This is a genomic window from Deltaproteobacteria bacterium (assembly GCA_020848905.1).
GTDB lineage: Bacteria > Myxococcota_A > Polyangia.
This window is the reverse complement of sequence record JADLHG010000004.1, coordinates 329,573-344,775: the sequence shown is the minus strand read 5'-3', so window position 1 is coordinate 344,775 and position 15,203 is coordinate 329,573. Positions and strand designations below refer to the sequence as shown.

Annotated in this window: 10 protein-coding genes; 6 read left to right on the top strand and 4 right to left on the bottom strand. The window is 70.5% G+C overall.

The genetic code is table 11. The annotated features are described in order from the left end of the window. Nucleotides 1–10: 10 nt before the first annotated feature. The 3 genes from IT371_02185 to IT371_02175 form a co-directional block, all read right to left on the bottom strand. On the bottom strand, nt 11–1,510 hold the full coding sequence (locus IT371_02185) for a PEGA domain-containing protein (protein MCC6746435.1): 1,500 nt from the start codon (nt 1,508–1,510) through the stop codon (nt 11–13). 77 nt (nt 1,511–1,587) lie between these two features. Continuing rightward, the gene (locus IT371_02180) at nt 1,588–3,585 is read right to left on the bottom strand and encodes a FecR domain-containing protein (GenBank protein ID MCC6746434.1); all 1,998 of its coding nucleotides are present in this window, start codon (nt 3,583–3,585) and stop codon (nt 1,588–1,590) included. Nucleotides 3,586–3,690: 105 nt separating this feature from the next. After that, entirely contained in the window at nt 3,691–5,352 is a 1,662-nt protein-coding gene (locus tag IT371_02175; GenBank protein MCC6746433.1) for a 2,3-bisphosphoglycerate-independent phosphoglycerate mutase, read from the bottom strand. A gap of 202 nt (nt 5,353–5,554) precedes the next feature. Here IT371_02175 and IT371_02170 point away from each other — a divergent pair, with 202 nt between their 5' ends. The 6 genes from IT371_02170 to IT371_02145 all read left to right on the top strand — a co-directional run bounded on the left by IT371_02170 (nt 5,555) and on the right by IT371_02145 (nt 13,154). After that, nucleotides 5,555–6,073 (top strand): DUF3347 domain-containing protein, encoded by a 519-nt coding sequence (locus tag IT371_02170; GenBank protein ID MCC6746432.1) that lies wholly within the window; start codon nt 5,555–5,557, stop codon nt 6,071–6,073. Between the two features lie 51 nt (nt 6,074–6,124). After that, the gene (locus IT371_02165; protein ID MCC6746431.1) at nt 6,125–6,469 is read left to right on the top strand and encodes a winged helix-turn-helix transcriptional regulator; all 345 of its coding nucleotides are present in this window, start codon (nt 6,125–6,127) and stop codon (nt 6,467–6,469) included. A gap of 106 nt (nt 6,470–6,575) precedes the next feature. Then, entirely contained in the window at nt 6,576–7,412 is an 837-nt protein-coding gene (locus IT371_02160) for an arsenite methyltransferase (protein ID MCC6746430.1), read from the top strand. 337 nt (nt 7,413–7,749) lie between these two features. Then, entirely contained in the window at nt 7,750–10,518 is a 2,769-nt protein-coding gene (locus IT371_02155) for a DNRLRE domain-containing protein (protein ID MCC6746429.1), read from the top strand. A 129-nt stretch (nt 10,519–10,647) separates the two neighbouring features. Then, on the top strand, nt 10,648–12,207 hold the full coding sequence (locus IT371_02150) for a hypothetical protein (protein ID MCC6746428.1): 1,560 nt from the start codon (nt 10,648–10,650) through the stop codon (nt 12,205–12,207). Beyond that, nucleotides 12,204–13,154: a hypothetical protein gene (locus IT371_02145; GenBank protein MCC6746427.1), complete on the top strand. Its 951-nt coding sequence runs from the start codon at nt 12,204–12,206 to the stop codon at nt 13,152–13,154. Before IT371_02150 ends, IT371_02145 begins: the two co-directional genes overlap by 4 nt. On the opposite strand, the gene IT371_02140 is transcribed toward IT371_02145, so the two are convergent. After that, the gene (locus IT371_02140; GenBank protein ID MCC6746426.1) at nt 13,151–14,776 is read right to left on the bottom strand and encodes an ABC-F family ATP-binding cassette domain-containing protein; all 1,626 of its coding nucleotides are present in this window, start codon (nt 14,774–14,776) and stop codon (nt 13,151–13,153) included. The genes IT371_02145 and IT371_02140 overlap by 4 nt on opposite strands. Nucleotides 14,777–15,203 lie beyond the last annotated feature (427 nt).

The following is a 15,203-nucleotide window of genomic DNA, read 5'->3' as shown; positions in this document are numbered from 1 at the left end:
TGCCGCCGCGTTAGAGCTTGAAGGTCACGCCGAGGCGTAGATAGGTGCCCGGATCGCTCTCGGGCATCGGGCCGGCGAAGGCATCGGTGAAGGCGCGACGCCCCGGCTGGAAGGGCGGCCCCTCGAAGAGCAGGAAGAGGCTCAGCCAGCGGCTCACCGCCACCTCGACCGCAGCGGAGAGCATGAAACGCAGCCCGACGAAGCGGCGCCGCATCTCGGCGGCGGAGAGTCCGGTCGGCGGCGCCACACAGATGCCGAGCTCGCCGGTCGTGGCCGTTCCGGGGCAGTGCCGGTCGCTGTAGATGTCGAAGTAGGCGCGCGCGGTGAAGGCGAGAATGCGACGGAAGGCGAGCGTGGCCACCCCTCCCAGGTCGAGATAGAAGTTATTCCGACCGCTCGGGCCCCCGCCCCCGCCGACCTCGAAGAGCACTCCCAGCGCGAGGGGCTCGAGCGACAGGAGTCGGAGCTTGGAGTGCACGCCGAACTCCGTCACGGCGCCGTAGCTCCGAAGCCCGATGCCCCCGTCCATCCCGACGTGCTTCCGGCCGAAGAAACCGGTCGTCGCGCGCAGGCCGACGAAGTAGGGGAAACCCGCGAAGAGGTCCGTCGCGAGGTGGCGCGGCGGCACGAGCTGCGCCCCGAAGGACGAGAGCCCTCGGCGCACCTCGTCGCGCGAGAGCGCCGGGGCCGGCGGCGCGGGTCCCGGCCCCGGTCCCGGTCCGGGTCCGGGCCCGAGCGGCGTCGCGACGGGGGCCGCCTTGAGCGCGACCCGATGGTCGACCGTCAGACCACGTCGCACCTCGACCGTGTAGCTCTGCTCCGCGTACCCGGGCGCGGCCACGCGCACGATGTGGGGCCCCGGATCGAGCCCTTGGCGGAGGAGCGGGGTCTTGCCGCGGTACGTGCCGTCCACGAAGACGTAGGCGCCGAGGGGCTGGCTCGTCACCCGCAGGGCCCCATTCTGCGCGGAGGGGCGGCTCGCCTCCTTGCGGCGCAGCGTGACCTGGACCTTGACGGTCTGCCCCGCCACGACCGTCGCCTCGAGCCGCAGGGTCTCATGCCCCGCCGCGCGCACCTCCACCTGGTGCCGTCCGGCGGCGAGCTCGGCGACCAGCGCGGGAGAGGTATCGGCACGTCGGCCGTCGACCCACACCTCTGCCCCCGCCACGTTCGCCGCCACCAGCAGCGCCCCGGTGGCCGCCGGCGGCTGGGTGGGCTCGAGGATCACGGTCAGCTCGCGCACCTCGCCCGCGCGAAGATCCACCCAGGACTGCCAGGGGCCCTGGCCCGCACGACCGGCCTCCACCAGATAGCGTCCCGGGCGCAAGGAGACGGTCAGGGGAACCCGTCCCATCTCCTTGCCGTTGATCCGGACCTGGCCGATGGACGCCTTCGCCTCGGCCGAGGCGAGGACCTTCAGCGTCGCGAGAGACTCGCTCCGTGCGGCGGCAGGAGCGGCGCCGCCCACCGCGGCCGTCAGGAGGACCCACAGACCGATTGTGCGCGTCACGCGTCCCCTCCGCAGAACAGGGCCAGCACGCCACGGCCGCCGCGCGACCTCGGCCTGCCGACCGCGCGCGCTCAACGCTACCGACGGAGCACGCGCCTCTGGTAGTAGCTCGATCCTCGGCGGGAGTCCACCACGCGAAAGACGATCACGTTCACGCCGGGCTTGAGCGCCACCGGGTGGCGAAACCGCGAGCTCTCGTCGAGCTCGGCGGGCGCGCCGTTCACGAACAATCGGCTGCCGCGAAGCGCGACGCCGCGCACCTCGAGCGTCTCCTCGCTCACGCTGGCACCGTGCCCGGGGTAGATGATCTGGAGGTCCGGGGCCGCGTTGTCATAGGCGATGCCGATGCGGTGCGAGGTCGTGGTGCGAATCAGCTCGCCCCGCGCATCGCGCCCCGCGACGTACCAGAAGTAGGCCCCTTCACCGAGCTGTCCGGGCTTGAGCGCCAGACTCGCGGCCGAGGTCTGGGTCGAGATCGAGGGCTCCCGGAGGTTCTGCTCGCGGAAGATCTTCACCTGATAGCTGCGAGCCTCCGCCATCGGGTTCCAGCGAAACGTGAAGCGCGGGAGCGTGTTCTGGTAGTAGACCGTCGTGTTGCCGTCGCTCTCGTGAATCGTGTTGCTCGGCGAGCGTCGGCTCTTGAGCAGCTGGTGCGAGGTGTCGGGGACGATTACCAGCCGGCCGCGCACCGCGTCGCCCATCGTCTCGCCGGCGTGCCCCACGGGCTGCACCTGCCAGTGCAGCGTGCCGCGCCGGACCTCGGGGATGGTCAGCGCGTCGCGGCGGATCACGTCCTCGAAGAGCGGCGCCCCGAAGCTCGGCGAAGGGCCGACTTGCACCAGCGCGCCGCGCGCGGCCTGCGGGGTGTTCCACCGGAAGGTCACCCCGGTGGACGGTCCGCTCACGAAGACTCTGACCGTTCCCCCCTGACGCACCTGCAGCGGCGTGGCCTGCGGCGCGTGCGGGCCCTGAACGCGCCCCTTGCCGAGGACAGCCTGCTGCCCCGCCTCGAGCGCCACCGCGGGCGCTGGCCCGGCCTTCAAGACGGCCCGCCCGAAGAGGGACGAGAGCGTCGCGCGCCCTCGCTCGCGTCGCAGCCGGAGGTCCATGCGTCGGTGCGTGATCTCCGGCTGCACGGTCACCCCCTCCACGAGGAGCGGCGCGCCGAGAAGGCCGGGCTTGCCGGACCCCACGATTCGCAGGTCGCCCGCCGTCGGCTCGAGCGACGGGGCGGCCTCCGGATCCCCCTCCTTTGCCCCGCGGACCGTGACGAGCCCGGGCCCGCTCAACGTGACGCCCTCGCCGGGAGCCGAACCCACGAGCGCGCGTGCAGCCCGACGGAGGGTCAGCACCGTGCCCACCGGGACCTTGACCTGCTGGCCGGAGCGCACAGCGTGCGCCCGAGCGGCTCCCGGGGTCTTGACGAGAAGCCCAGGCCCTCCGGTCGAGCGCACGTAGAAGATCGCCTCGCGCGCCACCACGACCGGCCCCGCGCGCGCGTCGGTTCGCGGAACTCCCGCGTCGCGCCGCCTCACGGAGAGTTCGAGCGCGCGCCCCGCGATCACCCGCTCCTGCGCCCCGCTCGGTCCCTCCACCGTCGCCGTGCCGAACACGACCTCTACGTTGGGATCTCGGCCGTCGCCCCCCGCCTGCACGCGCGCACGCGCCGCGCCGGCCAGCCGGATGCTGCGTTGCCCCACGCCGATCACCAGATCCGCGGCCGCGATCGCCGAGGCGGTGCCCTCGACGGCCCCTCGCTCGAGAGCCAGCGCAGCCGCTACGCCCGGCCGGCGGTCGCGAAAGAGCACGCGAGAGTCCGGGTCCACCCGGAGCTGGCCCCCGCTCCGGAGCTCGAGGAGCGCGTGCGAGGCCTGCCCTGTCTCGAGCTCGCTCCCCAGCCGCAGGATCTCGCCCTTGCGTGCCCGCGCGAGCGAACCACCGGGCGGCGCTGCGCGAACCTCGCCAGAGAGCTCCGTCAGCCGGGCCAGCCAGTCGGGTGGCGGCTCCTTCTCGCGACACCCCGCTAACCCAGCGAGGGCGACGACGGCCGCGAGGAAAGGCAGACGGGAGGGCATGGAAGCGCTTGAGAGATCAACTTTCTCACAGCTTGGCCCACGCGGCAAACGGCAGTGGGCGCCACGCCACGCCCCCGCCCCGCGCCTGGCCCACGCGCAACCTCCTCAGCGAGCCAGGACCAGGGGGGAGTCGTACCCCTCGAGCGGCTCGTAGCCGAGGAGCCACAGCGCCGTCGCCGCAACGTGACTCAGCCCCGCCCGCGTGTCCGGGGCCTTCACCGCGTATTCGCCGGCGAAGAGCGGGTCGTACACGGTGAAGGGCACCGGGTTCAGCGTGTGACTCGTGCGCGGCACAGGATGCCCGTGCGCGTCCCGCTTCGGAGCGCCCGTCTTCCGGTCGAGCTGTAGCATCTCGTCGGCGTTGCCGTGATCCGCGGTCACGAGCGCGATCCCCCCGAGCTCCTTGATGCCGTGCAGGAGCCGCCCGAGACAGAGGTCCACGGCCTCCACGGCCATCGTCGCCGCGCGAAGACTCCCCGTGTGGCCGACCATGTCGCCATTCGGGTAGTTCAGCCGGGCGAACGCGTACCGGCCGGTGCGGAGCGCCTGGAGCGTGACGTCGGTGATCTCCGCCGCCTTCATCCACGGCCGCTCGTCGAACCCCACCCGGTCGGAGGGCACCTCGAGGTACTCCTCGGTCGCGTCGTCGAACTTCCCGCTCCGGTTTCCGTTCCAGAAGTAGGTCACGTGACCGAACTTTTGCGTCTCCGAACAGGCGAGCTGGGTGATGCCGTTCGTCGCGAGGCACTCACCGAGCGTCGCCTCCATGACCGGGGGCGAGACCAGGTACTTCGCGGGCACGTTCAGGTCGCCGTCGTACTGCATCATCCCGGCATAGAACACCTTGGGCACCCGCCCGCGGTCGAACGCCGAGAAGTGCTCCTCCTCGAACGCATTCGAGATCTGGATCGCCCGATCCCCACGGAAGTTGAAGAGGACGACGCCGTGCCCGTCCTCGATGGGGCCCACCGGCCGCCCCTCTCGCGTGACGACGAACTCCCCGAGGAACTGATCCGACGTCTCGGGCTCCTCGGCCCGAAAGGACGCCAGCGCCGCCCGCGCGTCCGGGAAGGCCCGTCCCTCCCCGAGCACGTGCGCACGCCAGCCGCGCTCGACGATGCGCCAATCGGCCCCGTAGCGGTCCATCGTCACGCGCATCCTGCCGCCGCCCGACGCGATGCAGTAGTCCGCCCCCGGCGTCTGGTTCAGCTCGGCGAGGACTCCCTCGAGCTGCTCGAGGTACTGCTCGGCCGACTGCGGCGGGACGTCACGGCCGTCGAGCAACGCGTGCACGCGGACCCGGCGGAGCCCCTCCGCGCGACACTGCCGGAGCAGCGCGATGAGCTGCGCGATATGGCTGTGGACGTTGCCGTCGCTGAGCAGCCCGATGAAATGGAGCGGCGTCTCGCGCGCGCGGCAGTGACCCACGAGCTCCTTCCACACATGCCCCTGGAACAGACGGCCACTGGCCAGCGCGGCGTCCACGAGCTTCGCGCCCTGGTCGAAAACCCGTCCGGCCCCGAGCGCGTTGTGCCCCACCTCCGAATTCCCCATGTCTTCGTCGGAGGGGAGGCCGACGGCGGTGCCGTGGGCTCGCAGGGGAATGGTCGGATGCTGGGACCAGAGCCACTCGAGAGTAGGCTTGCGCGCCACGTGCACGGCGTTCCCCTCCCCGGCGGGGCCCCAGCCGATGCCATCGAGCACCACCACCACCACCGGACCGGGCCGCTTCGGGAAGGGTCCTCTGCGTAACCTGAGGTCGTGCATCCTCCACCTCCGATTCGTTGCCTGCCGCGCGACGTTCTCGGGCGCCATCGTAGTGCGCCGGTCGGGCGCGCGTCCACCGCCCTCGAGGGCCACGCGCGAAGGGAGCGTGCTATAGATCTTCCTCGCCCGAGCAGGCCGCGCCACCGCGCCGGTGTCGATAGTGCCTGGGCGCATGAAACGCCGAGGGATGGGAGTCGACACCATGATGCGAGGAGCCATCGCCGCGATCCTGCTCTTGCCCGGAGTCGGCTGGGGCGCGACCCCGTCGGGCTTCGACGCGCGCCTCCACGAGGTGGTGGAGGAGTACCTGAAGATCCAGGAGGCCCTCGCCAACGACCGCGTCGACGGCGTCCCCGCGGCCGCGCGGCGCATCCAGAAGCTCGTGGCCGGTCTCGACAAGCTCAAGCCCACCGCGAGCACGGCGAAGCACGCCGGCCAGATTCGCGCCAAGCTGGTCCCCGCCGCAGAGCGCCTGGCGAAGGCCGCGGACCTGGCGCGGCTGCGCGAGGCCTTCAAGGATGTGAGCCGGCCCCTCGCACTCTGGGTCACGGTGGCCCGGCCCCCCGCGCTGAGCGTCGTCTACTGTTCGATGGCCAAGGCGAGCTGGCTTCAGCGAAACCTGCCGATCCGGAATCCATACTACGGGCCGAAGATGCTCACCTGCGGCGAGGTGGTCGGCGGAAAGAACAAAGGCCATGCGAACGGGCACATGGGGAAGTGAAGCCAACACCGGATTGACAATCTTCGATACAGCACTATCTTCTCTCCTACGATGGCTCTGAAGCTCTCCCGCCTCTTGACCAACGCCTGCTGCACGCCACCGGCCAAGCGTGCCGATGGCGGAGGCGCGCGGATCGCTGGGCTGTGCAAGGCCCTCGCCGACCCAACCCGCGTGGAGATCCTGGAGCTCCTGGCGCACAGCGGCGAGCCGCTCTGCGCCTGCCACCTCGAAAGCCACTTCTCCCTCTCGCAGCCCACCGTGTCGCACCACCTCCGGCTGCTCCGCGAGGCGGGGCTCATTCGGGGCGAGCGCGCGGGGACGTGGGTCTACTACCAGCTCGAGCGCGCAGCTCTGGCGCCGCTCCTCGGGTTCCTGCAGCGGCTAGCAGGGCCGTAGAGGGGTGGATGGCGCAGGACGACGCAGGTCTTTTGTATTGACGATTGTCTATTAACATTCGGGGCCACTGAAAGCCCCGGGCCAAAACACCCGAAGGAGGAGCTCAATGTCACACGACGAAATCCGCGAACAGGTGAAGGACCGCTACGCCGCGCTGGCTCGCAAGGTGGGTGTCGCCCCGCGGCAGGGATGCTGCGGCGGAGCGGGCGGCTGCGGAGGCGGCGCCGAGGACCCCATCACGCGCGACCTCTACTCCGCCTCCGAGGCGGGGCAGGTGCCGGGCCACGCGCTCGAGGCCTCACTCGGCTGCGGGAACCCCACGGCGCTCGCGGAGCTGGTCCCCGGCGAGACCGTGCTCGACCTGGGCTCCGGGGGAGGCATCGACGTCCTGCTCTCCGCCCGCCGCGTCGGTCCGACAGGAAAGGCCTACGGTCTGGACATGACCCCCGAGATGCTCGAGCTCGCCCGCAGGAACGCGGCGCAGGCGGGCGTCACGAACGTGGAGTTCCTGCAGGGCACTATCGAGCACATTCCGCTTCCCGACGCCTCGGTGGACGTGATCATCAGCAACTGCGTGATCAATCTCTCGGCCGACAAGGACCAGGTGCTGCGCGAGGCGTACCGCGTGCTCAAGCCCGGCGGACGCTTCGCCGTCTCCGACATCGTGCTCCGCCGCCCGCTGCCGCCCGCCCTCGCCGCCTCGGTGGCGGCCTGGACCGGCTGCGTGGCCGGCGCTCTCCTCGAAACGGAGTACACGAACAAGCTCGCCGCCACCGGGTTCGCCGAGATCGGCGTGGAGCCCACTCGCGTCTACACCGAGGAGGACGCAGGCCCGCTGCTCGCGGCCTATGCGCCAGACGTCCCCCTCGGCGCCGCGGAGATCGCAGCCCTCGACGGCGCCGTGATCAGCGCCTTCGTGCGCGCGAAGAAGCCCACGCGCTGATCCCCAGAGTTCGCGGCTCTGGCGAGCCGGATCCTCCGCGCCACAGGCCCACTTTCACCAGCAAGGCCCCGCACGGGCCGCGGGCGTAGCGTCGGAGCCACGCGGGGGGAAGCCCCCCACTCAAAACCACCATCCCCGCGAGCCTAGCCGCGGCGAAGTCGCGCGCTTTCCGGGAGTTATCCCTGCCTTGCCGGAACTGACCCTTGGCGCAGGCCTTGCTTCGCTAAGCCACCAAACAATCCCGCAAACCAGGGAGCCAATGCATCACGACAAACGTAGGCAGGCGCTTCGCAGGTCCCTTCTTCAGCGCATCGCGACGCTTCTGCCCGTAGCAGGGATGCTGGCAGCCGGCTGTACCCGCGGCGAGACCGCCACCGACGACGTGGATGCCCCCGACGACGGCGTGACATCGTACGAGCTCGCCGTGGGTCTCTCCCCGGAGGCCGATACCTACGTTCGCTCGGGTCGCCACGCGGATCGAAACTACGGTGCGACGCCGACCGTCCAGGCCGACCAGGATGATTCGGATACCGAGAAGCAGGGCTACCTCCGCTTTCGGATCGGCAACGTGGGAGCCATCACCAAGGCAACTCTCGTGATGTACGTGCGCAATCCGTCCGGCAACAGCGCGGACATCCGACGGATGTCGTCGGCCACGTGGAGCGAGGCCGACACGACGTGGAACAACAGGCCGGCTGTCGACGGCCCGGTGGTCGGAAGCCTGGGGAAGACGAGCGTCGGAACCGCGGTGAAGGTCGACGTCCTTTCCGCCGTGGCACCCAACACCGCCGTCTCCTTCGCCATCGTGCCGCGCTCGCGGGACGGGTTCTCCTTCAGCTCGGCCGAGGCGGCGCGCAACGGCGTCATGCTGCAGCTGGAAACCGCGAATGGGGCGGCAAACCAGGCGCCGACGGCGAGGGCGGGCGCGGACCAGTCGGTTAGCTCGGGGGCCACCGTCACCCTGGACGGCTCCGCGTCGAGCGACCCCGAAGGCGCTTCTTTGACCTATGCGTGGTCGCAGACCTCCGGGCCCGAGGTCGTGCCCGCCGGGTCGTCCACAGCGAAGGTCACCTGCGCCGTCCCGGCCGTCACGGCGGTCACGACGCTGGTCTTCAAGCTCACGGTCTCCGATGCCTCTTTCTCGGCCTCGGACTCAGTCTCGATAACGGTGGTTCCGCCCACGCTGAACCAGCCGCCCACGGTGAGCGCCGGCCCCGACCAGACGGTGAAGGCGGGCGACGTCGTCACCCTATCCGGCACCGCCGCGGATCCCGAAGGCGCCCCGCTCAGCACGAACTGGAGCCAGACCGCCGGCCCCAGCGCCGCACTCGCCAGCGCGAACGCGCTCAAAACGACCTTCTCCGCCCCCCCGGTCACGGCGGTCACCACGCTGGTCTTCAAGCTGCTCGTCTCGGATGGCTCGCTCTCGACCTCGGATACGATGTCGGTCACGGTGAATCCACCGGCGCTCGCCAACAACCCACCGCTGGCCTCGGCCACCGGTCCGGCTTCCGCTCAGCCCGGCTCGACCGTCACGCTCGACGCGTCGGCATCCTCTGACCCCGACGGTGACTCGCTCTCCTTCAGCTGGACGCAGACCGCTGGCCCGACGGTGACCCTGTCTGGCGCCACTGCCGCGAAGCCAGCGTTCGCCGCGCCGACGGTGACAGCAGATACGACCTTGAGCTTCAAGGTCACCGTCTCGGACGGCCGCGGCGGCACGGCGACAGCCTCGGTCTCGGTCCTCGCCAAGCCCGCCAGCGCGAACGGGGCGCCCACCGCCAACGCCGGCGCCGATCAGGCAGTGACGGCCGGCAGCGTCGTCACGCTCTCGGGCACGGCCTCGGACCCCGACGGTGACGCGCTGACGTACAAATGGACGCAGACCGGCGGCGCCGGCGTAGCGCTGTCGAGCGCCTCCGCGCTGAAGCCCACGTTCGCCGCGCCCTCGGTGACAGCGACCGCGTCCTTCACCTTCTCGCTCGTGGCCATCGACTCCAAGGGGCTCTCCTCCGCCGCCGACTCGGTGACCATCACCGTGAATCCCGCGGGTGGCGGCACCGTGAACTTCACCAAGGTCGTGTCTCTTCACGCCGTCACGCGTAACAGCATAGCGGTCTTCTTCATGACCGACGTAGCGACGAAAGCCACCGTTGCGTACGGCAAGGCGTCGACCGCGGAGGCCAGCGTCACCGAATCCGCGGCCGTCACGCGGCACGTCATCGCGCTCACCGGCCTCTCGGCCGACACCGCCTACCAGTACAAGGTGACGGTCGGTTCCGCGACGGCCACCGGGTCCTTCCAGACCGCCATCGACTATCAAGCCGCTCCCAAGGCCTACTCCTTCGCGGTGGTGGGAGACGCCCGGGGCTTCAGTACCTGGACGACCGTCTCCAGGGCGATTCTGGCCAAGGGTCCCCGCTTCATCGTGCAGACCGGCGACAACAACAACTCCTCCGGCTCCGCCACGGGCTGGCAGGACTACTACCGTGCGGGGAAAGAGCTCTTCGCCAACGTGCCCGTGTTTGCGGCCCAAGGGAATCACGACACCGGAAGCAACTACACCGCCTACAACCTAGCGCCTCAGTCCGGATCGGGCTCCGAGTACTACTATGCGTTTATTTACGGCAATGCGGCCTTCGTGGCCATGGACTCCAACTCCACCACGGGCGACACCTGGGTGAAGAGCTCCCTCCCCAAGCTCTCCGGCGGCCCCCTCTTCGTCTTCCAGCATCACCCCCTCTACTCCTGCGGCAGCCACGGGAGCTCCAGCTCGCTCCAGACCAAGTGGCGGACCGCCTTCGAGTCCTCCAAGGTCACCGTGAACTTCACGGGTCACGACCACGACCTCATCGTATGGAGCACCATCAACGGCGTTCGCTACGTCGTGTCGGGTGGGGGTGGCGCGGGGACCTATGCTCTCTCGGGATGCTCGGGTCCCTTCGCCCAGCAGACCTATGGCTTCGTCTGGGTTGACGTGAACGGTTCGTCCATCACCCAGACGGTCTACGACGCCACCGGCAAGCCGCTCTATTCGACCGGGGCCTTCGCCGCGAGCGGTCCCTCGGTCACCTTCGGCAACCTGGGCGGCCTGGTCGTCTACTAGCGGAGAGCTCCCAACTCGGAGGTGAAGGGATCGACGCCCTGTTCTGCATGGCCATCGCGAGCGACGGACGAGAGGCGCGCCGCCCGCACAGATGCGCGGCGTCGCGCGAAGGACGATGATGTTCCGCGAATGAACGAGCGCCTCGCGCACCTGAGGGACGGCGGACTGGTAGCCGCCGCCGCCATCGCCTCGCACCTCTTCGCGCTCCGGAACGGGTTCGTGTGGCTGGATCACGGCGACCTGGAGGCAGGCGCCGCGCTGGCCCCGCCGGCCGCGTGGCTCGACCTCTTCGCCCGGGGCTATGCCCGCACAGGCTTCTACCGGCCGCTCACGGCCCTGACGCTCTCGCTCGATTCGCTCTGGGGAAGCCCGGTTGCCTATCACGCTACCAGCCTGGCCCTGCACGCTCTCTGCGCGGTGGCCGTGGTCGCGGCCGCCCGTTCCCTTGGCGCCGCGCGGAGCGGCGCGCTCGCGGCGGGGCTGCTCTTCGCCGTCCACCCCGTCACCTCGCTCGTCGCAAACCAGATCGTCTATCGAGGCGACTCGCTCGCCACCGCCGCGCTCCTCGGGGTCGTCTGGGCCCACCGCACACGTCGCCCACTCCTCGCGGGGGTGGCGATGCTCGCGGGAGGGCTCTCCAAGGAAACGGCCCTCGTGCTCGGCCCCCTCGTGATCGCCGCTCTCGAGTGGACGCAGCGCACCGTCAAAGGGAGGTGGGCCCTGTGGCTGAGCGAAGGGGCGGCTCTGGCCGCAGCGCTCGCCCTTCGCTGGGTCTTCGCCCCCGCATGGCGCGCCTTCGCCCCGCCCCTCTCGCCAGGCGACGCCGTGGGGACGCGCCTGGCGGCGCTCTGGAAGAGTGCCCTGGCCCTCGCCGCCCCGGTGGACTTCCGGTTCTGCGATGCGTTCCCGGTCACGGGGCTGGCGTCTGCTCCCGCGCTCCTGGGCCTCGCCGTCGCCCTGGGCCTGCTCGGCGTCGGATGCTGGAAGCGGGGCCCGGCGCTGCTCTTCGCCCTGGCCTTGCTTCCATCGCTGCAGCTCGTGCCCGCCCCCCGCTTCTGGTCGCCGCACTACCTGTACCTGCCCCTCGCCTTCGGAGCGATGGTCCTGGGGCGCGTCGCGGAGCGCCATCGCCGCCCCGCCTCGGTGATACTTGCCGTCGCCCTGACGGTGCTGGGGGGCGCGTCGCTGGTGGAGTCCAGGCGCTACCGGAGCGACGAGACGCTCTTCGCCCCGGAGCTGGCCGGCCGCCCCGAGTGCCGCGAGGCCGCGCTCTACGTCGGAGATGCTCGAAGGTCAGCCGGCGACCTCGCGGGCGCGGCCAAGGCCTACGAGGCCGCCGCGGCCAAGACGCCGGGTATACTCTCGTACTCCGATGAGGCCGCCGCGCTGCAGAACCTCGGACTCGTGAGACTGGCGCAAAACCGCCCGGTGGAGGCCGAGCTCGCCTTCGTGGAGGCCCTGGAGCGACGCCCGCCCGAGGCGTCCCGCCGCGAGCTCGTGCACAACCTCGCCGCGGTCGCCGTCACCCGGGGCGACCCCGATGGGGCCATCCGTCTTCTGACCCCCGAGGTGGCCCGAGCGGACGTCGCGCACGAGACCGTCCTGTTGCTCGCGCGGGCCTTGCGGGCAACAGGCCGTAACGACGCCGCGAGCGCCCTCCTGGCCGCTCATCCCTTCAGGAAACCATGACGCAGAACCCACCACACAGAGCCGCCACGTCTGCCGCCCTCGGCCTCGCCCTCGGCCTCGCCCTCGCCGCCTCGGGCTGCCGGCGCACCCACCCCGTTTCGGACGCCCACCAGCCTGTGGCCGAGACGCCTCCCACGTGGCCAACGGACCTGACCAGGGACCTGGTAGAGATAGACATCCGCCGCACCGTCGCCGGCGAACCCGAGCACCGAGCGGTCGTTCGCCGCCGCGGCCAGGGCCTCTGGATCATGCAATCACCGCATCGCGGGGAAGCGGACCCCGACGCGGTGGACCGCCTGCTACAGGCTCTGGCCGCTCCGCAGCTCCTCTCGGCGCGACCAAGCGACGCGCCTCGTGCTGGCACCTTCGCCTTCGAGATCCACCTCACCACCGCCAAAGGGGTGCGGCGCCGTCTCTCGACCTGGCCCGCCCCCCTGGGACAACCGATCCCGGTGACCGTCGACGGAGTCGGCGAGTTCCTGGTCTCGCCGGTGGAGCTGTCGACCAAGATCCCCGACCCCGGCGAGTTCCGTCCGCCGGGGCTCTGGGTGAGCGGCCACGACCAGGAGGCGTCCGTGACCGTCAGAGGCACGGCGTCCTATCGACTGGTCCGTGCGGGCGCTGAATGGAAGAGCGCCGATGGGCGCGCCGCGGCGGACCTGGACGACATCCCGGGCGTCATCACGGCCCGAACCAGCTTCGGCTTTCCGGCCCCGACCAACCTGAAGGCTCTGGGCCTCGATCCGCCGGTCGCCTTCGCCACCCTCTGTCTCAAGGACGGGCGCTGCCGGGACTTCCGCTTCGGACGCACCAAGACGGCCGCGGGGGAGCGCTACTTCGCCGTGGGGAGCAACGCCGATCCGATCGAGATGCGGGACCTCGAGTGGCGCGCCCTCGTGGAGGGGCCCTTCGAAAAGGGCCGCTTGACGCGGGGACGTCCTCACTAGGCCGTCGCCACCCCGGGGGCCTCGTGACCCGACCGTGCCACGTACTCGAGGTAGCCGCCACCGTACTGGCGGACCTCGCCACCGTCGATCTCGAGCACACGGTTCGACAGCCCGGCCAGAAACGCCCGGTCGTGTGAAACGAACAGCATGGTGCCCTCGTAGCTCGAGAGCGAGGCGAGCAGCATCTCCTTGGACGCCATGTCCAGGTGGTTGGTGGGCTCGTCGAGGACCAGGAAGTTGGGCGGATCGTACAGGATCAACGCCAGCACCAGCCGGGCCTTCTCGCCGCCCGAGAGCACGCGGCAGGTCCGCTCCACCTCGTCGCCGGAGAAGCCGAACGCGCCGGCCAGCGAGAGCATGCTTCCGAGGCCGGCACTGGGGAAGGCCCTTCGCAGCGTCTCGACGACGGTCAACTCCGGGTCGAGCCGCTCCATGGCGTGCTGGGCGAAGTAGCCGAGCTTCACGCTGGGTCCCAGGGTGACCCGCCCGGCATCCGCCTGCGCGGCGCCGGCGACCAGCTTGAGCAGAGTGGACTTGCCGGCGCCGTTCACCCCCATCACACACCACCGCTCGCCTCTTCGTAGCAGCAGGTTGAGGCCGCGGTAGACCGGTCGGCCGCCATAGCCCTTGTCGACCGCCTCGAGGCTGACCACGTCCTCTCCGGAGCGGGGCGGGGGACGGAAGTCGAAGCGCGGCAGCTTGCGACGACGCCGTGGCTCTACGAGCTCGATCTTGTCGATCTTCTTCTGCCGCGATTGCACCTGCGCGGCGTGGCTGGCGCGCGCCTTGAACCGCTCGATGAAGGCGTGCTCCTTGGCCAGCATCGCCTGCTGGCGCGCGAACTGGGCCTCGGCCTGGGTCTCCAGCAGCTCCCGCTGGGCCTCGTAGAAGTCGTAGTTGCCGGAGAAGCTACGCAGCTCGCCGGCGTCGATCTCCACGATCCGCGTGACCACCCGGTTCAGGAAGGCCCGGTCGTGCGAGGTAATGAGGAGCGCGCCCCGGAAGTCGCGGAGGAACTGCTCGAGCCAGATGATGGACTCGATGTCCAGGTGGTTGGTCGGCTCGTCGAGGAGGAGCGCGTCTGGCCGCATGAGCAGGATGCGGGCCAGAGCCACGCGCATCTTCCAGCCACCGGAGAGCTCCGCCGTATCCGCCTCGACCGCCTCCGGCCGAAAGCCGAGCCCGGCCAGGATGGAGCGCGCGCGCGCCTCGAGCGAGTAGCCGCCCAGCGTCTCGAAGCGTCCCTGCGCCTCGCCGTAGCGCTCGATCAACGCCTCGAGATCGTCGGCCCGCTCCGGGTCGGCCATGGCGCGCTCCAGCTCGTGGAGCTGTTCCCCGACCCGGGCGACCTCCCCTGCCCCGGCCACCGTCTCGGCGAGGACGGTACGCCCCTGGAGCTCGCCCACGTCCTGGCCGAAGTAGCCGATGCTCACCTGGCGATCGTTGGAGACCTGCCCACCGTCGGGCTTCTCCTCGCCGACGATCATCCGGAAGATGGTGGACTTGCCGGAGCCGTTGGGGCCCACCAGGCCTACCCGTTCACCGGCGAAGACCGCGAGGGATGCGTCGAGGAGCAGGATCTGTCGCCCGTGGCGGGCGGAGACGTTGTCGAGACGGATCATCGTGCCGAGTCTAGCATCGCACCGCGGCGGAACTCGAGTGGTCGGCTCAGGACGAGGCCGCCCGCCGTCGGGTCTTCGGCGAATACGAGCGCCGAACGCTCCGCGCGTGTCCCGGAGGTCAGGAGAAAGGTGTCCTTCGGGACCCTGGTCCGCGTGAAGCCCCCCAGGGACGCCGCGGTACGCGCCAGGCAGGCGTGGAGATCGTGACTCCTGACGGCGAAGGCGATGAGGAATTGCACCGGATGTCGCTCCGGCTTAGCGAGCTCGCCGGCGGGAGCACAGGCTACGGTGAGCACCGATCGACCAAAGAAGGAGGTCGCGGCTCTCCGTCGGCCGGAACTCCTGGGCATGGTTCTGCCGTCTGGTGGGGAGCTCCTGGTGTGGACCAGGCGCCATGCTCGCGCGGCGCTGGGCAGTCCCTGGCTAC